A 20,197-nucleotide genomic window follows, 5' to 3' on the forward strand; every position below is an offset into this window, starting at 1 on the left:
GTCATCGGGTTCCTTCCGAAGGATTGCCGCGGGGTCTCATGGTGGCCTTCGGCAGGGCCGGCGCGGGCAGGCGGTTCCCGGCGTAACCCTCGACGGCGCCGAAGCGGTCGGAGCCGTTCTGCCACGCTTCCCGCGCCTCGGCGATCTCCTCGTGGCTGCGGCCGATGAAGTTCCACCACATGACGATCTGCTCGTCGAACGGCGGGCCGCCGAGCAGGAGCATGCGGGCCGCGGTGTCCGCTTCGTTCGCGAGCGTCAGCGTGCCGGCGCCGGTGCCGAGGTAGCCGAGTTCGGCGGGCCGGAGCGGGGTTCCGGCCGCGCGAACGTCCCCGCTGTCGATGAGCAGGCCGTGCTCGAGGCGGGCGTCCACCGTCAAGGTGACCGTCACGTGCGGCGCGATCGTGAGCTCGGCGCCGAGCAGCGGCGTGAAGGTCCGCACCGGGGAGGTGTCGCCGGCCAGCGAGCCGAGGAACACCCTGGCCTCGCCCCCGTCCAACGAGATCACGGCCGGGACGTAGTGCTGGAAGTCGCGGCTGGTGCGCCGGTGCTCCTCGGGCAGCGCCACCCACAGCTGGACGCCGTGCAGGATGGTGGTGCGGGCGGTGGAGACCTCGGAGTGGCTGATCCCGTGGCCGCCGGTCATGAGGTTCAGCTCGCCGGGCCGCACGAGTGTGTGGTTGCCCATGCTGTCGCGGTGCTCGATCTCCCCGCTGAACAGCCAGCTCACCGTCTGCAGGCCGGTGTGGGGATGCGGCGCGACGTCCATGCCGCCGCTGTCGGCTACGTCGTCGGGACCGTAGTGGTCGGCGAAGCACCAGGCGCCGATCAGCGTGCGGGCCCGCTGTGGCAGCGTGCGCCGCACCGTCATCGCCCGGGGACCGCCCAGCGGGACGTCCCGCGCGGTGAGGACCTGGACTCGGGGCTCCTCCGGGGGCGCTCCGGCCTCCGCGAGGCTGCCGCAGCCCAGCACGGCGGGGGTCGCGTCGGTGGTGCTCATCCCACGGCCCCGTCACTGCCACAGGTAGTTTCTTTTTCAACTATCACGGGATGATGATAGACCGGCGCGCCGCCTCCAGCGGGCCGCCGGGAAGACGGTGACCGGTGCCGGCGTTGTGGCGTGCGGCGTCCGACGATGCGGACGCCATCGATGGAAGGACGCCGATGACCTACGAGGAGTACCAGCGCGGACGGATGTTCTTCGACGCCCGGGACTACGCCGAGGCGGGGCGCATCCTCGCTCCGATCGTCGAGAGCGAGCCGGACAACCGGGCGGCCGTCGAGCTGCTCGGGCGAGCCTACTTCCACAGCGCGCAGCTGGGCCGCGCGGAGCAGACCTTCCGGCGGCTGATCGAGCTGGACCCCGCGAACGGCTGGGCGCACGAGGCGCTGGCCCGGACTCTCGAGCGGCGTGGCCGCGCCGACGAGGCCACGCCGTACCGCAGCCTGGCTCGCGCGATGGGCACCGATCCGGCCGACGAGGTGGCGATCTCCGTCTCCGCCGCGAACCTCGCCGACTGACGTCACGCGCCCGGAGAAGAAGCGCGCGACTTCCTCCCGCCGCCCACGGCCGCGTGCCGCCGGCGCCGGCCGACGGCACGCGGTGTTCACGGACCACGCCAGGTGCGCCTGACACATCCGCCGACCGAACGGGACTCGTCGAGACACGTGCTCCACGTACGGCCGGCGGACCTCCGGTCAGCGGATCCGGCTGCGGGCGCCGAGGACGACGACGCCTCCGGCGATCGCCAGGGTCGCGAGTACGGCGCCGAAGACCGTGGCGCCGGTCGTCAGCCCGATGGCGTCGCTGAGGTACCCGGATGCCACCGGGAGCACGCCCGCGGGCACGTACCCGCCCACGTTGAGCGCCGCGTTCGCCTCGGCCAGACGCTGCGGCGGGACGCTCGCGTTGAGCAGGGACAGGCCGCCGAGCTGGCCCGTCCCCTGGCCCGCGCCCGCGAACACCGCCGCGACGATCAGCAGCGGCACCGACGAGGTGTGCACCGCGGCGACGAGGGCCGCCATCGCCGCGGTCGTGCCGACCGCGCCGATCAGCAGGATCACGGACCTGCGCAGGCGCTGCACCGCGAACTGCACGCCGGTCGCGGCGAGGAACATCACGAACGCCATGGCCCCGGCCACCACGCGGTCGGTGGTGCCGAGCAGTCCGGCGAGCAGTGACGGGCCGAGTGACAGGACGAAGGACGTCGCGGTGATGCCGGGAGCGAACACCGCGACGCCGAGGGCGAGCCGGATGCCGCTGCCGCGCGGGACCCGCGGCACGCGGATCCAGGAACGGGCCGCCGGCGCGGGCGTCTCCGGGCGGCCGAGCGGCATGCGCAGTGTCGTGAGCACCGCCGTCGCCAGCAGCACCGCCTCGACGAGAAAGACGGTGACGGTCGGCGCCGGCAGAGTCTCGGACAGCACTCCGGCGAGGAACGGCCCGAGCCCCGCGCCGAAGACCATCGCGCAGGACGCGAGCAGGGCCGCGAGCCGCTTCCGCCGCGGTCCGGCCACGTCCGTCACCGCCGCCATGCCGGCCGAGACGACCGCACCGACGGCGACGCCGGTGAACAGCCGGGCCACGACCAGCGCGGCGACCGACGAGGCGGTGGCGAAGATGACGCACGCGGCCATGGCCAGGACCAGCGCGGGCAGCAGGACCGGCCGGCGCCCGACACGGTCGGACAGCACGCCCGAGACCAGGAGCGACCCGAGCAGCCCGGCGATGTAGCAGGCGAAGATCACGGTCAGCGTGCCCTTGGAGAAGCCGATGTCGCGCTGCCACAGGACGTACAGCGGCGTTGCGGCGTTCGACAGGACGAAGACCGCCGTCACCGGCCATGCCGCCGCCCACAGCCACCAGGTGGGGACGGCGGCTTCCGTCGCTTCGCGCCCCGGCCGCGGCGGGTCGTCGACCCGCGCCGATCGAGTGTCCGGCATGGAGGATCCTCCCGTTCGACCAATGTACGAGTTAAGTCGTACTTATACGAGTGGAGTCGAACTTAGCACAGGCAGTACGATTCAAGTCGTACTAGTGAGCGCGCGACGAGGAAGGACCGCCGATGCCGGCGACACAGGCGAAGCCGACCATCAGGGTGCTGCCGGAGCCTGCCGGCGCACCGTCCCCCCTGCCCGAGCCCGCCGTCGATCAGTTGCGGTTGGAGACGGTGCTGGGCGCGCTGAGCGACCCCTTGCGGCTGCGCATCGTGCGCAAGCTCCTCCTGGAGCGCGAGGAGTTCGACCACCCATGCGGCTGGCTCGGCCTGGACCGCCCGAAGTCCTCGCTCACCCATCACTTCAAGGCCCTGCGCGAGGCGGGCGTCATCCGGCAGCGCCAGTATGGCCTGGAGCGCCGCAGCCACGTCCGCGTCGACGACCTCGAGGCCCGATTTCCCGGCCTGATCGACCTCGTCGCCGCCTGGACCCCCGAGTCCGACCGAAGGTCTCCGAGCGGTCGACGGAAGTGAGCGCCATCATAGTGACCAAGCGGTAACTTCAGGTCTACCCTCGGCGGGTGGACATCGTCTTCGAACGGCGGGGCGACGGCCCGCCCCTGCTGCTCATGCACGGCATCGGCCACCGTTGGCAGGCCTGGGAGCCGGTCATCGACCTGCTCGCCAAGGAACGCGACGTCATCGCGGTGGACCTGCCCGGATTCGGCGCCTCCCCGCCGCTGCCCGCCGGCACCCCGTACGGCCTCGACACGGTGGTGGACCTGCTGCGGGAGTTCATCGACCGGCTGGGCGTCGACCGCCCGCACGTCGCCGGCAACTCCCTCGGCGGGCTGTTCGCGCTCGATGCCGCCGACCGGGGGCTCGCCCGCTCGGTGACGGCGCTCTCCCCCGCCGGGTTCTACACGCCGCTCGAACTGCGCTACGCCGCGCTCGTACTGCGCGCGTCGCGACTCGGCGCCGGGCTGCCCGCCTCGACCATGCGCCGGCTGGCGAACTCGCCGCGGCTGCGCGGACTCATGTTCGGCATGATCTATGGGCGGCCGGATCTCATCGGCATCGACACCCTGCTGGCGGACGCGGCCGCGCTGCGCGGCGCGGTGGGCTTCGAACCGACCCTGAAGGCCGGCCGCGAGACCACGTTCCGCGGCAAGGTGGAGGACGTACCGGTGACCATCGCGTGGGGCACCCGGGACCGCCTCCTGCGGTCGAGCCAGGCCGTACGCGCCCAGCAGGCGCTGCCGCACGCGCGGTTCGTCTGGCTCGGGGGCTGCGGGCACGTCCCGATGGGCGACGACCCCGCGCTCGTGGCCCGAGTGCTCCTGGAGGGCAGTTCCAACTGACCGGCGGCCGACGCCCCGCCGATTCGGGCGCCCTCGGGGACAGGTCCCCCCGCCGGTCGCCCGCGGTGGCCGTGTGCGGCCGGGCGGTGCGGGCGTCCTGGCGTCCGGAGGTCTTCCCATCCCGACGTGCGCGAGTCACGATGAGGGGGTGACCCGTTCTCGCGCGGCCCGCCGGCCGCGTCGGGGAACGGGCGGCCCGGCACCGCTGTGGGCGCGAGCGCTCACCGAACGGCTGGCGGTCGGCGCGCGGACCGGCCAGCGGATTTCGCCGTAATGGCCCGCAGCGGCCTGCCGGTCCGGGCGGCCGGAGCACCGTTTCACCGATCCCCGGCCGTCGCCGCGCGGACCCAGGACCTCCGGAGGTCCGGCGAGCCGCCCACGCTCGGAAGATGTCAGGTCATGGCCGCCGCCATCGCGCCGCGAAGGCGCGGGCCGGATTCCCGACGAAGATCGCGGACGCGAGGTCGAGGCCGAGTTCCCGCTCGATCCGCGGGCGCAGGCCGCTGAGCAGGAACGGCATGCCCGGACCGTCGGCGTCGGACCGTGCCGACGGGGTGACCGTGTCGGCGCCGAGGAGGATCTGCTGGGCGTGGCCGGCGTCGGCGAGGGCGGAGAGGCTGTCCAGCAGGCGCCAGTCGGTGCCGTGGTGCACCCGCGATGGGCCGTCGAACGCCAGGAACGCGCCGGCCTCGGCGGCCTGCCGGTGAATCCTCGTGTCAGGGAATCGATGCAGGTGTCCGAGGATCACGCGGTGCGGAGCGACCCCGTGCGTCCCGCACAGCAGGTCGAGCACGTCCAGCGCGGCGGTTCCGGCCTCCAAGTGGACGCCGATGGGCGCGTCGGTGGCGTGATGGGCTTCGGCGGCGGCCGCCATGACGTGCCGGGCGTGGTCGTCGAGGCGGTGGTAGGCGCCGGCGACCTTGATCATGCCCGCCTTCACCGGTGCGGCGGTCAGTTCGTGGATGAACAGGTCGGCCAGCCCGCCACGGCGGCGTTCCAGCTCAGCTGGGTCATAGTGCTTGGCCTGGTGCATTCCGGTGGCGGAGACGATGCGGACGCCCGACTGCCGGGACAGTGCGGGCAGTCGTTCGGTTCGCGACCCCATCCCCCACGGTGTCCACTGGACCACGGCACGGCCGCCGAGCGCGGCGAAGGCCTTCAGCTCGGCGAGCGCGGCCTCGGGGTCGTCCAGTTCCTGGCCCGGTAGCGCCGGCGAGCCGATGAACAGATGGTCGTGAGCGTCGCAGACCCCCAGTTCCTCGGGCGCGATGTCCCCGAGCACGGTCCGGATCATCCCGCTCATCGTCCGGCCTCCTGCTCCACGTCGGCGAGCGCGGCCGCGGCGACGCGCAGCCCGGCCAATGCCCTGGGCACGCCGATATACGGCGCCAGATGCACGAAGACCTCCGTGATCTCGCCGGGGGTCATTCCGACCCGCAACGAGGTCTTGACGTGGCCGGACAACTGCGGGTCCACACCGCCGAGCGCGGTGAGGGCGGCCAGGTTGATGAGCTGGCGGTCGCGCAGCGACAACCCCTCGCGCAGGTAAGTGCCGCCGAACAGGGCGGTGACGATCCAGTCGGCGTATCCGGGGGCGAGCCGCTCGAGATCCGGGAAGACGGCCTGCTGGGTCGCCTCGTCCTGGAGAAGGGCCAGCATCCGGTAGCCCTCGTCGCGGTCCAACCGCGCCGGTGTCAACTGCTCCGACAGTGCCTGGCTCGCCGCCATGGTCACTCCTCACTCCTCGATCGACCCTTGTAACGCCTTGGGCGTTACACGAACGCTAGCAGACGTAACGGCTGAAGCGTTACGATTGACCCATGGCCACAGAGGACAAGCTCGCGTTCCGCTTCGACTGCGGCGCCACCTGGTTGAACTTCCTGGCCACCAAAGGCCGCACGTTCAGCGCGGCCCCGGTGGAGCGGCTGGCGAGCCCCGGGCTTCTCGCCGAGTGGCTGGAGCGCTGTGAGCTGTCTCCGGCTCAGCCACCCGGTCAAGACGACCTGCACCAGGCATGGGCCCTGCGCGAGACGCTGCGCGGCATCGCACTGGCCACGGTCGAGGAGAGGCCGCCGCCCGCGACGGCCGTGGCGACTTTGGCCGCGTTCATGGCCGGGCACGACGATCCGGTCCGGCTCACCGCGGACGACCGCCTGCGACGTGAGCCTCCGGCGACCACGGCACACGCCCTCGCCCGGATCGCCCGTCAGGCCGTGGACCAGATGACCGGTTCCGACCGGCTCGCCCTCAAACGCTGCCCGGAAGACGACTGCAGGGGCGTCTTCATCGACCCGCCCGGACGCCGACGCTGGTGCCCATCCCCCGCGTGCGCGAGCCGGGGCAGGGTCCGCGCGCTCCGCGCCCGCCGCAACGCCGCCGCCTCCGGGTCGAACGACGATCACACGCCGGCGTCGACACAGTGACGAGCACGCCTCCACCGGCGCCGCCGGGCGGGGGGCTCACCGGGACCGGACCGCCTCGGCCGAACGCGACGCATGCGCGTCCATCACCGTGCGCGGGCGTCGGCGCAGGCGCACCTCGCGGCCATGACCGTACGCGGGCACACCCGCCTCCATGACCGTACGCGGGCGTACCCACACCCACCGCGTCCGGCGGCACCGCGACGGAAGAAGGTTTGCGCGGGTCTTCACGCAGGGAAGACGCCGGGGTGGGGCGTTTGGACCTCTGGGACGTGTTCGTCGTCCTCATCGCGGTGGCCGGGCCGCCGAAGGTCATCCTGAGCTTCGCGCGGCTGGCCGAAGGACGGGACCCGCGCGCGCTGCGAAGACTGGCCTGGCGGGCCACCGGCGCGGCGACGCTGTGCGCCGTCGTCCTCGCGATGACCGCCGATCCGCTGTTGGACGTCTTCCACATCGGACACGCCGACGTGATGATCGCCGGTGGGGCGATCTTCTTCATGTACGCTCTGCGCCTGGTCCTCGACGGCCACGCCGAGACACCGGCCGGCTCTCCCAGCGAGGGCTTCATGGCGCTGCTGCTGCCGTACATCGTCAGTCCGCTCGCGATGACGTCGATCATCGTCCTGACGGTGACCCGGCCGGGCTGGGTCTGGCCCCCACTGGTCGCCGTGGCCTATGCGGCCGTCGCCGCGAGCAACCTCCTCACGATGCTGGTCCTGACCTACGTGCTGCACCGGGTTCCGCGCATGTGGGTGGAGGTCGCCGGCCGGCTGCTCGGGCTGCTGCTGGCGGCCGTCGGCGTGGACCTGGTGATCGTCGGCCTGCGGACGATGGGCGTCGTCGGAATCCCCGGTCACCCATGACCGTCGGAATCCGGCCGGAAGCGGCCGGCGACGGGCGGGGCGGCGCCGACCCGGGGCGACGATAAACGGCGTGCGACCGATCTCAATACCGCTGCATTCGCCGGAGACGAACGGATTATGCTGACGTATCCATCGCGCGGCGCGGCAATCGGTCACCGCGCCGAGCTCGGCACCTCATCCCCTCCCGGCGCATGATGCAAGCTGCAGTGCAGGTTGCACAGCAATTCCATGCGCAGCAGCCAACGCTAATTCCGTTTGTTACTTTTATGTTTAACCGCGTTACCCGGGGTGGGCCTTAACGCCGTGGTCACGAGATAATAAACTCCCACGAGCGAAAGGGTCGCGTGATGTTCGGTCGGTCGATCTATGTTCCGGACAACCCGGCGCTGATCGGCGGGTCCCCCCAGGCGGTGCACGAGCAGCTGTGGGCGCAGGGGAAGCGCCGTCGGCTTCAAATGCGCGGTGCGCTCGCCGCCGTCAGCCTGGTGATCGGCACGGTACTCGTCGACTTCTGGTTCGGGCTGCTGGCCGCGGTCGTGGTCGCCGCGGTGGACAGTCTCTACTACCTGCGCCAACGGATGGTCTCCAGCGTCTGGCGCAAAGGCCAGCGTGGCGAACGGCGCACCTCGGCTCTGCTGCGCCTGGCCCTGGCCTGGCGCGGATACCGCGTCCTTCAGGGAAGGAACGTGCCGGAGCAGGGCCAGATCGATCATTTGGTGATCGGACCGACCGGCGTCCTAATGATCGATAATCAGGCCGTCGCTCCGGACACGGACATCGCCACCTATCAGGGAACGCTGTACGTCGATGAGCGGTCCGGCGCCAAGATGGCCTCCGCCTTGCGCGCCCGGGCCGATGCGACCGCCGCGCTGCTCGCCGAGCGGCTCGGCGGTGAGGTCGTCGTGGAGGCCGTGGCCGTCGTCCACGGCGGTCACCTCGCCCGGGGCCTCGTGGAGGCCGAGGGCGTCACGCTCGTCCGGATGCACCGTCTGCCCCGTTGGATCCGGCGCCAGCGCAACCGCTTCTCCCCCGAGCAGGTCGCGGCCATCACCGAGGCGGCGCATCAACTGCCGATCAGTCGGCACGCCAGCATCGTTCGCTGAGCGCCGGGCGGGAGGACTCCGGTGCGGGCGGCGCGCCCTCAGAAGAGACCGCGCCGCCCGTACCCCTCACTCGGTCCCGGTGACCACGCCCGCCGTGTCTCTTCGCCCGCGCGTTATCTCCCGCCGCCCCGGTCGGCGGCGGGACTGCGGTCGGCGGGTGGGGCCGGCGCGGAAGAGCCAGTCCATGCGGGGCTCCACCGCCCACCGGAACGCCCGGCGCGCGGGCTCTCCGGACAGGACCACGGCGAGGAGCGCGCAGCCCACCGTCACCAGCAGGACCTGCTCGCCGGAGATGCCGTAGTACCAGTCCTGGTAGGACAGGTAGAGCGTGACGAACCCGTGGAGCAGGTAGGCGTACATCGTGGCCGAGCCGAGCCGGGTGAACCACGTGCGCCGTGCCGGCACCACCGCGAGGAACGCGACCGTGAGGACCAGCGCCGCGGCCATCGCGACGACCCGGAACCCGAGGCCCGCCGAGGCGCCCACCCCGAGCTGCCCGAAGCTGCGCCGCCAGTGCACCCACTCCGGATCGACACTCAGCGCGAGGAGGTAGGCGGTGAGGCCGCCGAGGAGGAGCACTGCCGCGCCCGCGACGCGCACGGCGCGGCGGTGCAGGATCTCGAAGTGGTGGGGCCGCAGCACCAGCCCGAGCACGAAGAAGGGCAGGAACGACAGCACCTGCGCGGCGTTGAGCGTGCTCGGCAGGGTGACGAACCCGGCGAGCATCGAGATCAGCACCGCGACGACGACGGGAAGACGGATCTGCTGCCACAGCGGTGTGGACAGCCGCCACAGCAGCAGGGCGGGCAGGAACCAGGTCAGGTAGTACGGCTCCAGCGGATCCCAGCCGACGTGGTCGCCGGACAGCATCCCGGCCCACAGGGGGTACGCGACGCTGAACAGCACGTAGGGCACCACGATGGCGGCGACGAGCTTGCGCGTCCGGCCGCGGGTGGTCGGGAAACCACGCGAGAAGTACCCGCACATGACGATGAAGGCCGGCAGGTGGAAGGCGTAGATGAACGTCTGCGCGGCCTCGAGCAGCCGACCGCCGATGTTCGCGCCCCGAAGGGGCTCCCAGGCATGGCCGATGACCACCAGGACGACGGCGAGGAACTTCGCGTTGTCGAAGTAGGGATCTCGATCGGCGCGGCCGTGACCCGCCGGCCCGCGGCCGGCGTGGTCGGGACCGGCAGGATCGGTGCGGCCGCTGCCGTCGGGACGGACGTGGCCGCCGCCAGCATGGCCGGGATCGGCGTGGTCAGGGCCCGGACGGACGGGATCGGCGCCGCCATCAGGGTCGGTGCCTATGCGACCGGTCCGGACGGGGTCGGTGCGGACGGTGTCATCGGGGACAGGGTCGGTGCGGACGAGGTCGGTACGGAAACTCAAAGCGGCGGAACCCCGGTCGGAGACAACGGCTTACCTGGATCAGTCAACAGGACGTTCTTGAACGAAAGCGCAAGGGGTCCTGAACACCCGTGTCCGGTGCCACCGGTGCTCAGGACACGCCGACCCCCGGCCGGCAGTGCCGGCACGGCCGGTATCCGGCGCTCTCGGCCTGTGCCAGGCTACGAAAACCGTGCCAGTGCGCCGGAGTGATCCGCCGCGCGTCGCGGCAACTCGGGAAGCACACGACGCCCGTCGTGTCACTGCCCACGTAGTAGACGTTCTTCGCCGCAAGCGTCCCGACCTCCTCGAGGTTGACGTCCTCCATGCGCAGCAGCCGTTCCTTGGCCGGCGCGCCGAAGACGTACTGCCCGATCTGGCCGTCGGAACGCGTCACCCGATGGCAGGGGATCAGCAGCGGCACCGGGTTCTTTCCCAGCGCGGTGCCGACCGCCCGGACGGCCTTCGGCCGCCCGATCCGCTCGGCGATCCAGGCATACGGCCGGATCTCCCCCCGCGGGATCGCCGCGGCCGCGCGCAGCACCGCCTCCTCGAAGGGACGCAGCCCTCGCAGGTCCAGCCGGATTCCGGTGGTACGGCCGGTCCGCAGCGCCCGCTCGAGGGCCGGCGGCGCGCCGCCGCCCGGCAGCAGTGGTCGGGCGAACCGGCTCCGGAACGACGCGACGAACTGTTCCTGGTCCTGTCCGGCGCGCAGGTAGGCGATGCCCTGGTCGGTCATCGCGACGTAGACGCCGCCGATCGCCGCGTCGACGCGCACCCAGCGGGCCGCCACCCGGTCGAGCAGGCCCGCCGGTGCGCCGGTGGCCAGGGCTCCGAGGCCCGCGATCAGTGGATCGTGCCGGTCGAAGGGCTCCGGGTCGTAAGGCTCAACGGTGCTCATCGTTCCTCCCCGGGTAGAGCAGGCGGAGTCGCTTGAGACCCCGCGAGATGTGGGACTTGACGGTGCCCTCGGGGGCACCGAGGACTGTCGCGATCTCCGTGACCGGCATATCCGCGACGTGCCGCAGCACGACGGCGAGGCGCTGCTCCTCGGTCAGCTCGCCGAGCAGCGCGGCCAGCTCACGGCCCGTCTCGGACCGCTCGGCGACCTGCTCGGTCGGCTCCGCCGGATCGGCCGCCTCCGGTGCCGTCTCCAGCGGCGCCGGGGGCGGGTGCCGGGCTGCCGAGCGCAACGTGTTACGCCAGAGGTTCGCCAGGATCGTCATGAGCCACGGGCGCGGCTGCAGGCTCTCGACGCGCTGCGGCGCGTAACCGGCCAGCGCGCGGTAGGCGCGCAGGAACGTCTCCGCCGTCAGGTCCTCCGCGTCGGCCCATCGCCCGCACAGCCGCAGCGCGGCGGAGAACACGACGTCGCGGTATGCGTCGAACAGCGCGACGAACCCGGTGTCGAGGTCTTCCGTGAGCGCGGTGACGATCGGGCGGCGGATGTCGGTCTCGGTCACCTTCATAGAACACCGGTCGAGGCGGTCGGGTTGCGGAGCATTATGACCATCTTGCCGTGCTCCGTGAGCCTTTCGGGTTCTAAGGGCCCGCTACCTTTACGATGTAGATCATAAGTGGAGCCGACAAAGCGCCAGTCGCACCACGCGACCATTCGCCCGAGCCGCAGGACGGAGAGACCGTGACCACCACGAGCGTGCGCGAGGCGCGCGAGGCCCTGATCCGCGCCCACTTCGAGTCCGAGACCGCGCAGGACTTCGACGTCACACTGACGACGATGAGCCACCACCCCCGTTACGAGATCATCCCCACCGGCGAGGTGTTCGACGGCCCGGAGGAGGTGATGGGGTACTACCGCAGGTCCCGGGACGCCTTTCCCGACCAGCGGCACGACAACGTCCGCCTCTGGCACGCGGACGACGCCGTGATCGCGGAGTTCGACCTGCTCGGCACGCACCTCGGCGAGGCGTACGGCTTCCCCCCGACCGGCCGCGCCTTCCGGTGCCCGATGGTGGCGTTCTTCTTCTTCGACGGGCCGGACGGCGACCGGATCATCTGCGAGCGGATCTACTTCGACATCGCCACCATCGCGGCCCAGCTCGGCGTCATGCCGGGCATGGCCGCGGACGGGTCGTAGCCCCGGCCGGCCGGCTCCCGACCGCACGCGGTGCACCGACCCGCCCGGGGATGTGCCGGTCACGGGTGGGAATCGGTTACGCTGGTGAGGCCGGTGTGGCATGTGTCCCCGGGCCGCACCTATCGCCTTCGCGGAATACCGTCCGGCCGCATGGCCGGAGCAGGAGCCGCGTTGTGCTTTTCGCCGAGAGGCGACCACCACACCGGCCTCAGCGTGTCGTCGCCCCCGCGGGAGAGTCTCCCGCGGGGGCGACCTCGTTCGTCAGACCGGCACGGTGGCCACGGCCGCGGCCACCAACGAAGCGATCACGAGCACGGCGACCGCGATCGCCAGGGCGGCGCGAATGCGCCGCCGCCTGCGCAGGCGCCCGAAGTTGGACAGCCGGTCGGCCAGGCGAGGGTCTTCCTGACCGAGTTGAGATGCGATCTCGGTGAGGATTCGCTCCTCCTCCATCGAGAGCGCCATGCCGCACCTCCAGGGGGTCACAGATTTCCAGGAATCATCCCCTGTTTGCCAAGCATGGGAAACCTCAAAAACCCAAGGAGCCTCGGCATTCGCGGCCGGATGTGGCATCGCCGCCGGGTAGGCCCTGGTCAGCCGCCTCGAGCGGTCATCTGGGCGCCTCGGGTCGGAGGGCTCTGCCGGTGGCGTGAGTCCAGCGCCGTCACGTAATACGTGTAGACCTGACCCGATTTGGCGGAGTGGTCGGTGATCTGGTGCGTCGTACCCGGCACCACCATGAGGAGGTCGTGTGGATCCGGCGCGGCACACGCCGGGCCCTTCGCCGGCGAACGGTAGACGGCGTACGCCGCCGCGCCGGTGCCCTGCCAGGTCAACCGGCGGTCCTCGGCCTGCAGACGGCTCGGCGCCGACGGCCGGGCGGCGGCCGTACGCGGGCTCACCGGGGCGAGCACCGGGCGGCCGAAGTGATCGCGCGCCAGCCGGGACGCGAACCCGCGGCGGTCCTGTTTCAGGTCGGTGGCGCTGAAGATCGCCTCTCCGGTCACCTGGGGGTACTTCGCGTCGATCGTCAGGTGGCGGGAGAGTTCGGCCGGCGCGTTCCACGGGCCGCCGTGCCCCACCTGGTACGCGGCCTGCCCGATGATCAGCTGGACGTGCGTGCCCGTCACCTGTCTGGCCCACCACGCGACGAGCGTGCGGTAGTCCGCGGCGCCGAACCCGATCGGCCAGTACAGCTGGGGTACGGCGTAGTCGATCCAGCCGCTCTTGATCCACTTACGGGTGTCGGCGTAGATGTCGTCGTAGCTCTGCAGCGCGTGGGTCGCCGAACCGTTCGGGTCATCGGACCTGTTGCGCCAGACCCCGAACGGGCTGATGCCGAACCTGACCCACGGTTTGGCCTGATGAATGCCGGCCGACACGGTCTGCACCAGCGTGTCCACGTTGTGCCGGCGCCAGTCGGCGCGGTTCTTGAAGCCCGCGCCGTACTTCTTGAACGTCGGCTTGTCGGGGAACTCCTTGCCCGGCAAAGGGTACGGGTAGAAGTAGTCGTCGAAGTGGACGCCGTCGATGTCGTACTTCCGTACGACATCGAGGACCACCTTCGCCACCAGGTCACGGACCTGGGGCAGGCCGGGGTCGTACCAGAGGGCGTCGCCGTAACGGTACACCCAGTCCGGATGCCGCCGGGCCGGGTTGCCGGGCGCCAGGCTCTTGCGGTTGGGCCCGGTGCTGACCCGGTACGGGTTGAACCAGGCGTGGAACTCCAGCCCGCGCTTGTGCGCCTCGTCGACCAGGAACCGCAGCGGGTCGTAACCCGGGGCCTTGCCCTGCTTCCCGGTGAGGTACCGCGACCACGGCTCGTACGGGGACGGGTAGAAGGCGTCCGCCGACGGCCGGATCTGCACGTAGACGGTGTTGAGGTTCCGCCGTACGGCCAGATCCAAGAGGGCGCGGTACTCCGCCTGCTGCTTCGCCACCGGCAGCCCCGGCTTGCTCGGCCAGTCGCCGTTGCCCACCGAGACGATCCACATCGCCCGGGTCTGCCGCGCGGCGTCCGAGCGGGCCATCGTCACCTGACCGCATTCGGCCGCCTGCGCGGCAGGGGGCCGGGACCGGTCCGCAGGGCCACCGCATCCAGCCGCGACGACCGCGGCGGCGACGACCGCGATGCTCCCCTTGGCGATGGATGAACCCACGGAAGGGCATTCTGCCCGAGACTCTCGAGTGGTTTGGCGGGTATCCCCTTCTCAGGGACGACAAAAGGCGGCGGCTATGAACGACACCCTCCGGCTCGGCCGGATCGGCGGCGTGCGCGTCGGCGTCAACTGGACCGTCCTGGTGATCTTCGCGCTCATCACGTACGGCCTGGCCGGCGAGCAACTGCCCCACGCGTACAAGGGTCTGCCCCCGCTGTTCTACGCGCTGGGCGGGCTGCTCACCGCCACCGTGTTCCTGGCCTCCCTGCTGGCCCACGAGTTGGCGCACGCCATCGTGGCGCGCCGGAACGGGCTCACGGTCACGGGGATCACCCTGTGGCTGCTCGGCGGCGTCGCCCGGTACGAGGGCGAGCCGGCCACCCCGGGCGCCGAGGTGCGCATCGCCGGTTCCGGACCGCTCGTCAGCGTGCTGCTGGCGGCGGCGTTCGGCACGGCGTCGGCCGCCCTCCTCCTCACGGGGGTGGACGGCATGGTGAGCGGCTGCGTCACCTGGCTCGCCCTGATCAACGCGCTCCTGGCGGCCTTCAACGTGATCCCCGCCGCGCCCCTGGACGGCGGGCGACTCGTCCACGCCCTGCTGTGGCGGATGTCCGGCGACCGGTTGAAGGCGACGCTGCAGACCACCCAGGTCGGCCGCGCGTTCGGCTGGGTGACCATGCTGACCGGCTTCTACATCGCCATGTGGAGCGCGGAGGGGTTGTGGCTCACGCTCGTCGGCTGGTTCCTGATCACGGCCGCCGGCCTGGAGGCCGGACAGGCCCGCGTCCGCGCGCGGCTCGACGGCATCCCGATCCGCCGGATCATGACCCCGGATCCGTTCACCGTGCCGAGCTCCATGCCGGTCGCCGAGTTCCTGCGCGAGATGCTGCCCCGGCACCGGCATTCCGCCTATCCGGTCGTCGACGAAGGCGTCGTCCACGGCGTCGTGACCACCGAGCGCATCCGCCGGGAACCGCCCGAGACCCCCGTCGGCGCCCTCGTGGAGGACGCGGAGCGGACGGCGGCCGAGACGCCCCTCACCGAACTGCTGGCCCGGCTGGCCCGCGAGCGCCTTCTCGTCTTCGACGGCGACCGGCTCGTCGGCATCGTGACCCCCCACGACCTCACCCGCGAGCTCGAACACCTCGCCCGCGAGGTCCCGGGCTTCCCGGCACGCTGACGGCCGCCCGCTCCCCCCGGCGAGGCGCCCGGGCCACGATCACCCCGGCGACGATCAGCAGGCCGCCGGTGACGGTGTTCCAGCCGAGCGGCTCGGCCAGCAGCACCGCCCCCAGCAGCGTGGACCACAGCGGAGTCAGGTACGTCACCGTCGATGCGACCGTCGGCCCGGCCGCGCGGATCACGCCCAGGTTGATGATGTACGCCAGGCCGGTGCCGACGGCGCCGAGCCCGACCAGCGCCGCTGCCGCCGCCGGCCCCGGCCAGGTCGGCGGGCCCGCCACGACCGGGGTGACCAGGGCCAGTTCGGCGGTCGCGCACAGGATCTGTACCGCCGAGAGCGCGACGACCGACTCCCCACCCCCGGCGAAGAAGCGCCGGGTGTAGGTGAAACCGGCGCCGTAGCAGACGGTCGCTCCCAGGCAGGCCAGGCTGCCGCCCAGCGTGCCGCCGTCGAATCCCCGCCAGACTCCCAGGACCAAGAGCACGCCGCAGAACCCGGTCGCCAGTCCGATCGACCGCCGTGGCGTCGGCCGCTCCGCGGGGATCACGGCGACGGCGAACAGCAGCGTGGTCAAGGGCGTCGTGGCGTTCCAGACGCCCGCCACGACCGAGCTCACCCGCGTCTCCGCGTACGAGAACAGCGCGAACGGCACGGAGTTCAACAGCGCGGCCACCACGAACGCGTGCGCCCACACGCGCCGGCCACGAGGCAGGGGCGCCCGCCGTACGACGCACACCGCGCCCAGCGCCGCCAGCCCGAACAGGCACCGCCACGACGCGACCCACAGCGGCGCGACGCCCGCGTCGACCGCCACCTTGATCAGGGCGAAGCTCGAACCCCAGATCATCGACAGCACCACGAACCCGGGCACCCATCCCGCCGTCCGCTCCATCAGTCCTCCCCCGCGCCGCGCTACACCGGTCATGCGACGCGATCTTGCAGCGGAATGCGAAGATGAGTCCAACAAGTGGCCACACCGCCTCGATGAGAAAGACTCATGAGCCTCAACCTCAGCCAGCTGCGGGCGTTCGTCGCCGTACTGGACCACGGCGGCTTCGGCGCCGCCGCCGACGAGCTCGGGGTCAGCCAGTCCGCGATCTCCCACTCCGTCGCCGCACTGGAGCGCACCCTCGGCGGGGCCGTACTGACCCGGCACGGCCACCCCCGCCCCACCGCGTTCGGCGACTCCATCCTCGGCCACGCCCGCGCGGCCCTCGCGGCGGCGGTGGCCATCGCCGACCTGGCCGCCCAGCGCGACGGGCTCCCGGCCGGCGCCGTACGGCTCGCCGCGCCCACCACGGTCTGCCAGGGCCTCCTCCCCCGGCTGATCCCCCAGTGGAAGACCGAGCTGCCACGCGTCGACGTCGCCGTGTTCGAAGGCGAGGACGACGAGGTCGCCGACTGGCTGGCCCGCAGCACGGTCGACCTCGCCATCCTCGTCGACCCGCCACCGGGCCCGGGCACGGCCCTGGCCGAGGACGCCTTCCACGTCCTCCTCCGCGAGGACCACCCGCTCGCCGGAGAGCCGGGCATCGGCCCCGCCGACCTCGAGGACGACGCGTTCCTGCTGTCCTGCGGAGGGTGCGAGCGACACCTCCGCGAGCTGTACCGTCGAGCGGGCACGCCGCTCTCCCCCACCCACCGCATCCGCGACGTGGGCACCCTGCTGGCCATGGTCCGCGCGGGGATCGGGGTCACGATCGTGCCCGGACTCACCGCCGCGATGCTCGTCCCCGGCCTGGTGATGGTGCCCGTACGGCCCTCGATCAGCAGGCGGCTCGTCCTCACCGGACCGGTCGACCGCCCCTGGCACCCCGCCGTCACCGCCCTCGTCGGCGCGGCCGGACGCGGCGCGGACACACCTTCCCCGCACCCCGAATGAACGTTCAGCCGCCACCCGACAGGCGATCATCGAACAGATGTTCTAAAGTGAGGGTATGCGTTGGGACGCGTTGGCACTGGACGGCGAGGACCCTGGCCTGTTCGGGAGCCCGGTGACGGTCGACACCCCGGAGTTCCGCGGGATCACCTTCCACGAGATCAGAGCCAAGTCGATCATCAACCGGGTCCCCGCCGCCTCCCGGGTCCCGTTCAGCTGGACCATCAACCCCTACCGAGGCTGCAGTCACGCATGTGTTTATTGTTTCGCCAGAAACACCCATAAGTACCTGGATTTCGACACGGGTCGGGATTTCGACTCGCAGATCGTGGTGAAGGTGAACGCTCCAGAGCTCGTACGTCGGGAGCTCGCCGCGCCGAAGTGGGCCGGGGGCCACATCGCGATGGGCACCAACGTCGACTGCTATCAGCGGGCGGAGGGCCGCTACCGGCTGATGCCGGGCATCATCGAGGCGCTGCGGGACGCGGCGAACCCCTTCTCCATCCTTACCAAGGGCTCGCTGATCCTGCGCGACCTGCCGCTGCTGGAAGAGGCCGCCGACCGCACGGAGGTCAGCGCGGCCGTGTCCGTGGGCTTCGTCGACAAGGAGCTGTGGCGGCTGCTCGAGCCCGGCACGCCCGGCCCCCTCAAACGCCTCGAGGTCTGCGCGACGCTGAACGAGCACGGCATCGGCTGCGGCGTCCTGATGGGCCCGATCATCCCCTACCTCACCGACACCCCACGCCAGTTGGAGGCGGCCGTGCGCCGGATCGCCGAAGCCGGCGCCACCTCCGTCTCGGCGATCGCCCTGCATCTGCGCCCCGGCGCCCGCGAGTGGTTCACCCGTTGGCTCCGCGAACACCACCCCGAGCTCGTCGCACCGTACGAGCGCCTGTACGGCCGCGGCGCCTACGCGCCAAAGGACTACCAGCACCGCATCGCCCAACGCGTCAAGGACCTCGCCGACGAGCACGGCATCGGCGGACGCCGCAACGTCCGCCGCCTCCGCACACCCCCGCCCCCACCACAGCGCCGCCCCGAGCCCGAACAACTCACCATCCTGTGACCGACTCGTGCAGACGCCGGTGAGGCGACACAGCCGCCAACCCGACTCGGGCATCAGGCCGTCGAAGGCCTCTGGTTTCCGCTGCCTGGGGAACTACAGTCCCTGCAACCGACCAGCGCGACCGTTTTGTGGCGTACGGAGAGATGACCGACCATGGATGACTTGAAAACCGAGCTCGATGCGATCACCGACCGCCTCGCGCAGCTGGCAAAGCGCGTCCACGCGCTGAAGCCGTTGAGCACCGCACAGATGGACCAGCTCGCGGCGTACATGGCCGAGGTCGCACACCACGGTTACCAGATCGCCAATGACCTCGCAGACGCCGGCGAGAAGACGGTGCCCGACTTGGACGTCGAGGCGGACGCGACCCACGCAGCGAACGTCTTCGCAGCCGCAGAAGGGTTCGCCAACCATACGACCAAGGCCCTCCGCCGGATTCCACGCGAGCGTCCGTAGGCCCTCGACGACCTGAGCGAGAGCCCTGCCGCGCTGCCGAAGCATTCGACACGTACAGACGAGTTGAGGAGCCAGTGGCGGAAACCCCTTTGGCGCCCTGGACCCCACGAGCGACCGAGCTGTGTTCCGCCAGATCGCCGACCAGCTTCGCGACGCCGTCCAGCGAGGCACCTTCCCCGAAGGCGGCACGTTCCTGGTGGGGTCTGGCTCAAACGAACCCCGACCTCGGCGACGAGTGTCTTTGCCCTGATCTGCCGTGCTCCCACCCGGCCAATTGCATATCTGTAACGAAGCATTTACGGTATGTAGTTGTGACTGAGCCTCAAGATCTCAAGTACCGTCAGTGGTTCAGGGGTGCCGATGTCGACGGCGACGGGTTCATCACCCGGCGGGACGTCCGGATGATGAGCGAGCGTTACATCGCCGCTCGTGGCGCCGCGCCGGACTCCGAGACCGCTCGTCGACTCAACGACGGGATGGACGGGTTCTGGACGAACGTGATCGCGCCGATGGATCAGGACGGTGACGGGAAGGTCGATCTGCGGGAGATGATCGCGGGCTTCCGGCGGGTCCTGACCGACCCCGCCCTGTACCCGCAGCAGATCGCGCCGATCACCAACCTCTTCTTCGACCTCACCGATCTCGACGGAGACGACAAGATCGATCAGGGCGAGTTCCAACTGATCTACGACGCGGTCGCCGACGTCCCCGGCGAGGACTGCGCGGAGGTCTTCGCCACCTTGGACCTGGACGGCTCGGGTGCGCTGGACCGCGCCGAATTCCACAAGGCGGTCGCGGAGTTCTTCTACGGCAACGACCCGCACGCCCCCGCCAACCACCTGTTCGGCAAAATCGCCGACTGACGAGGCCCCTTGCCCGCAAAGCCGCGCGACGATCACGGCACCGTGAAGGCATCCTGATCGTCTCCTGCGCGCGGTGAACAGTGCCGTCGCCCAGCTCGCGTCTGGGTGCCAGTGTGGCCGCAGCCGATGGATGCGGTACCAGGGCCTAACCCTCTGGAGTTCCGCGCGTCACGGACCGGTCAGACCCCTCGCCAATGACGGTGAAGGGTCGTGATCACCGATCGGCTCACGCGATTTCGAGAAGTTCGCCTTGGGCGTCTACACGCTGCCGGACCTGCCGTATGACTACGCGGCGCTGGAACCTGCGATGACAGGGGAGATCCTGGAGCTGCACCACGACAAGCACCACGCCGCCTACGTCAAGGGCGCCAATGACACCCTCGAGCAGCTCGCAAACTTGCCCGAAGAGGCAGGACGCTTTTTG

The 20,197-nt window shown here is 71.0% G+C and carries 22 protein-coding genes and 1 pseudogene; 13 read left to right on the forward strand and 10 right to left on the reverse strand.

Annotated elements, in window-relative coordinates; all coding sequences use genetic code 11:
- Nucleotide 1: 1 nt before the first annotated feature.
- Nucleotides 2-997 (reverse strand): pirin family protein, encoded by a 996-nt coding sequence (locus ABD978_RS04105; protein ID WP_345348477.1) that lies wholly within the window; start codon nt 995-997, stop codon nt 2-4.
- Between the two features lie 164 nt (nt 998-1,161).
- Between ABD978_RS04105 and ABD978_RS04110 the strand changes: the two genes are divergently transcribed.
- Nucleotides 1,162-1,518: a tetratricopeptide repeat protein gene (locus tag ABD978_RS04110; RefSeq protein ID WP_345348480.1), complete on the forward strand. Its 357-nt coding sequence runs from the start codon at nt 1,162-1,164 to the stop codon at nt 1,516-1,518.
- Nucleotides 1,519-1,695: 177 nt separating this feature from the next.
- On the opposite strand, the gene ABD978_RS04115 is transcribed toward ABD978_RS04110, so the two are convergent.
- Nucleotides 1,696-2,940 carry an MFS transporter gene (locus tag ABD978_RS04115; RefSeq protein ID WP_345348483.1) on the reverse strand — a complete coding sequence of 415 codons (1,245 nt, stop codon included), beginning with the start codon at nt 2,938-2,940 and terminating at the stop codon, nt 1,696-1,698.
- A gap of 122 nt (nt 2,941-3,062) precedes the next feature.
- Here ABD978_RS04115 and ABD978_RS04120 point away from each other — a divergent pair, with 122 nt between their 5' ends.
- A complete protein-coding gene (locus ABD978_RS04120) occupies nt 3,063-3,467 on the forward strand; it encodes an ArsR/SmtB family transcription factor (protein WP_345348486.1) in 405 nt (134 codons plus the stop codon).
- Between the two features lie 47 nt (nt 3,468-3,514).
- Nucleotides 3,515-4,294 (forward strand): alpha/beta fold hydrolase, encoded by a 780-nt coding sequence (locus ABD978_RS04125; RefSeq protein ID WP_345348489.1) that lies wholly within the window; start codon nt 3,515-3,517, stop codon nt 4,292-4,294.
- Between the two features lie 397 nt (nt 4,295-4,691).
- On the opposite strand, the gene ABD978_RS04130 is transcribed toward ABD978_RS04125, so the two are convergent.
- Both ABD978_RS04130 and ABD978_RS04135 read right to left on the reverse strand, forming a co-directional pair.
- Complete coding sequence (locus tag ABD978_RS04130) at nt 4,692-5,597, reverse strand: phosphotriesterase family protein (RefSeq protein ID WP_345348492.1); 906 nt, start codon at nt 5,595-5,597, stop codon at nt 4,692-4,694.
- Nucleotides 5,594-6,022 carry a carboxymuconolactone decarboxylase family protein gene (locus ABD978_RS04135; RefSeq protein WP_345348495.1) on the reverse strand — a complete coding sequence of 143 codons (429 nt, stop codon included), beginning with the start codon at nt 6,020-6,022 and terminating at the stop codon, nt 5,594-5,596. Before ABD978_RS04135 ends, ABD978_RS04130 begins: the two co-directional genes overlap by 4 nt.
- A gap of 92 nt (nt 6,023-6,114) precedes the next feature.
- Here ABD978_RS04135 and ABD978_RS04140 point away from each other — a divergent pair, with 92 nt between their 5' ends.
- The 3 genes from ABD978_RS04140 (at nt 6,115) to ABD978_RS04150 (ending at nt 8,680) form a co-directional block, all read left to right on the forward strand.
- Nucleotides 6,115-6,717, forward strand: a complete 603-nt coding sequence (locus tag ABD978_RS04140; protein WP_345348498.1) for a CGNR zinc finger domain-containing protein — start codon at nt 6,115-6,117, stop codon at nt 6,715-6,717.
- Nucleotides 6,718-6,962: 245 nt separating this feature from the next.
- Nucleotides 6,963-7,577 (forward strand): MarC family protein, encoded by a 615-nt coding sequence (locus ABD978_RS04145; protein WP_345348501.1) that lies wholly within the window; start codon nt 6,963-6,965, stop codon nt 7,575-7,577.
- Between the two features lie 347 nt (nt 7,578-7,924).
- Nucleotides 7,925-8,680: a nuclease-related domain-containing protein gene (locus tag ABD978_RS04150; RefSeq protein WP_345348504.1), complete on the forward strand. Its 756-nt coding sequence runs from the start codon at nt 7,925-7,927 to the stop codon at nt 8,678-8,680.
- 66 nt (nt 8,681-8,746) lie between these two features.
- Here ABD978_RS04150 and ABD978_RS04155 read toward each other — a convergent pair whose 3' ends face one another.
- The 3 genes from ABD978_RS04155 to ABD978_RS04165 form a co-directional block, all read right to left on the reverse strand.
- On the reverse strand, nt 8,747-10,072 hold the full coding sequence (locus ABD978_RS04155) for an acyltransferase family protein (protein ID WP_345348507.1): 1,326 nt from the start codon (nt 10,070-10,072) through the stop codon (nt 8,747-8,749).
- Nucleotides 10,073-10,181: 109 nt separating this feature from the next.
- On the reverse strand, nt 10,182-10,970 hold the full coding sequence (locus ABD978_RS04160) for a methylated-DNA--[protein]-cysteine S-methyltransferase (RefSeq protein WP_345348510.1): 789 nt from the start codon (nt 10,968-10,970) through the stop codon (nt 10,182-10,184).
- Nucleotides 10,957-11,532 carry an RNA polymerase sigma factor gene (locus ABD978_RS04165; RefSeq protein WP_345348513.1) on the reverse strand — a complete coding sequence of 192 codons (576 nt, stop codon included), beginning with the start codon at nt 11,530-11,532 and terminating at the stop codon, nt 10,957-10,959. Before ABD978_RS04165 ends, ABD978_RS04160 begins: the two co-directional genes overlap by 14 nt.
- A 179-nt stretch (nt 11,533-11,711) precedes the next feature.
- Here ABD978_RS04165 and ABD978_RS04170 point away from each other — a divergent pair, with 179 nt between their 5' ends.
- The gene (locus ABD978_RS04170) at nt 11,712-12,167 is read left to right on the forward strand and encodes an ester cyclase (protein ID WP_345348516.1); all 456 of its coding nucleotides are present in this window, start codon (nt 11,712-11,714) and stop codon (nt 12,165-12,167) included.
- Between the two features lie 261 nt (nt 12,168-12,428).
- Here the strand turns inward: ABD978_RS04170 and ABD978_RS04175 are convergent, their stop codons facing one another.
- Entirely contained in the window at nt 12,429-12,632 is a 204-nt protein-coding gene (locus ABD978_RS04175; RefSeq protein ID WP_345348519.1) for a DUF3040 domain-containing protein, read from the reverse strand.
- 128 nt (nt 12,633-12,760) lie between these two features.
- Nucleotides 12,761-14,326, reverse strand: coding sequence for a glycoside hydrolase family 10-like protein (locus ABD978_RS04180; RefSeq protein WP_345348522.1), 1,566 nt, complete (start codon nt 14,324-14,326; stop codon nt 12,761-12,763).
- 76 nt (nt 14,327-14,402) lie between these two features.
- Here ABD978_RS04180 and ABD978_RS04185 point away from each other — a divergent pair, with 76 nt between their 5' ends.
- Entirely contained in the window at nt 14,403-15,506 is a 1,104-nt protein-coding gene (locus tag ABD978_RS04185) for a site-2 protease family protein (RefSeq protein WP_345348525.1), read from the forward strand.
- Here the strand turns inward: ABD978_RS04185 and ABD978_RS04190 are convergent.
- A complete protein-coding gene (locus ABD978_RS04190) occupies nt 15,451-16,434 on the reverse strand; it encodes a DMT family transporter (RefSeq protein ID WP_345348528.1) in 984 nt (327 codons plus the stop codon). The two genes, ABD978_RS04185 and ABD978_RS04190, sit on opposite strands and share 56 nt — an antisense overlap.
- A 72-nt stretch (nt 16,435-16,506) precedes the next feature.
- Here ABD978_RS04190 and ABD978_RS04195 point away from each other — a divergent pair, with 72 nt between their 5' ends.
- The 5 genes and pseudogenes from ABD978_RS04195 to ABD978_RS04215 all read left to right on the forward strand — a co-directional run.
- The gene (locus ABD978_RS04195; protein WP_345348531.1) at nt 16,507-17,391 is read left to right on the forward strand and encodes a LysR family transcriptional regulator; all 885 of its coding nucleotides are present in this window, start codon (nt 16,507-16,509) and stop codon (nt 17,389-17,391) included.
- Nucleotides 17,392-17,446: 55 nt separating this feature from the next.
- Complete coding sequence (locus ABD978_RS04200; protein ID WP_345348534.1) at nt 17,447-18,454, forward strand: Rv2578c family radical SAM protein; 1,008 nt, start codon at nt 17,447-17,449, stop codon at nt 18,452-18,454.
- Between the two features lie 153 nt (nt 18,455-18,607).
- Nucleotides 18,608-18,910, forward strand: coding sequence for a hypothetical protein (locus ABD978_RS04205; protein WP_345348537.1), 303 nt, complete (start codon nt 18,608-18,610; stop codon nt 18,908-18,910).
- Between the two features lie 311 nt (nt 18,911-19,221).
- On the forward strand, nt 19,222-19,773 hold the full coding sequence (locus ABD978_RS04210) for an EF-hand domain-containing protein (RefSeq protein WP_345348540.1): 552 nt from the start codon (nt 19,222-19,224) through the stop codon (nt 19,771-19,773).
- 250 nt (nt 19,774-20,023) lie between these two features.
- Nucleotides 20,024-20,179: pseudogene (locus ABD978_RS04215) on the forward strand (superoxide dismutase); the annotation flags it as partial.
- Nucleotides 20,180-20,197: the final 18 nt, after the last annotated feature.

This window comes from Actinoallomurus liliacearum (assembly GCF_039542035.1).
GTDB lineage: Bacteria > Actinomycetota > Actinomycetes > Streptosporangiales > Streptosporangiaceae > Actinoallomurus > Actinoallomurus liliacearum.

Excerpts from the sequence above, each read along its gene's own strand:
- ABD978_RS04105 (WP_345348477.1), bottom strand. The coding sequence starts at position 997 with ATGAGCACCACCGACGCGACCCCCGCCGTGCTGGGCTGCGGCAGCCTC.
- ABD978_RS04110 (WP_345348480.1), top strand. The coding sequence starts at position 1,162 with ATGACCTACGAGGAGTACCAGCGCGGACGGATGTTCTTCGACGCCCGG.
- ABD978_RS04115 (WP_345348483.1), bottom strand. The coding sequence starts at position 2,940 with ATGCCGGACACTCGATCGGCGCGGGTCGACGACCCGCCGCGGCCGGGG.
- ABD978_RS04120 (WP_345348486.1), top strand. The coding sequence starts at position 3,063 with ATGCCGGCGACACAGGCGAAGCCGACCATCAGGGTGCTGCCGGAGCCT.
- ABD978_RS04130 (WP_345348492.1), bottom strand. The coding sequence starts at position 5,597 with ATGAGCGGGATGATCCGGACCGTGCTCGGGGACATCGCGCCCGAGGAA.
- ABD978_RS04135 (WP_345348495.1), bottom strand. The coding sequence starts at position 6,022 with ATGGCGGCGAGCCAGGCACTGTCGGAGCAGTTGACACCGGCGCGGTTG.
- ABD978_RS04140 (WP_345348498.1), top strand. The coding sequence starts at position 6,115 with ATGGCCACAGAGGACAAGCTCGCGTTCCGCTTCGACTGCGGCGCCACC.
- ABD978_RS04150 (WP_345348504.1), top strand. The coding sequence starts at position 7,925 with ATGTTCGGTCGGTCGATCTATGTTCCGGACAACCCGGCGCTGATCGGC.
- ABD978_RS04160 (WP_345348510.1), bottom strand. The coding sequence starts at position 10,970 with ATGAGCACCGTTGAGCCTTACGACCCGGAGCCCTTCGACCGGCACGAT.
- ABD978_RS04175 (WP_345348519.1), bottom strand. The coding sequence starts at position 12,632 with ATGGCGCTCTCGATGGAGGAGGAGCGAATCCTCACCGAGATCGCATCT.
- ABD978_RS04185 (WP_345348525.1), top strand. The coding sequence starts at position 14,403 with ATGAACGACACCCTCCGGCTCGGCCGGATCGGCGGCGTGCGCGTCGGC.
- ABD978_RS04190 (WP_345348528.1), bottom strand. The coding sequence starts at position 16,434 with ATGACCGGTGTAGCGCGGCGCGGGGGAGGACTGATGGAGCGGACGGCG.
- ABD978_RS04195 (WP_345348531.1), top strand. The coding sequence starts at position 16,507 with ATGAGCCTCAACCTCAGCCAGCTGCGGGCGTTCGTCGCCGTACTGGAC.
- ABD978_RS04200 (WP_345348534.1), top strand. The coding sequence starts at position 17,447 with ATGCGTTGGGACGCGTTGGCACTGGACGGCGAGGACCCTGGCCTGTTC.
- ABD978_RS04205 (WP_345348537.1), top strand. The coding sequence starts at position 18,608 with ATGGATGACTTGAAAACCGAGCTCGATGCGATCACCGACCGCCTCGCG.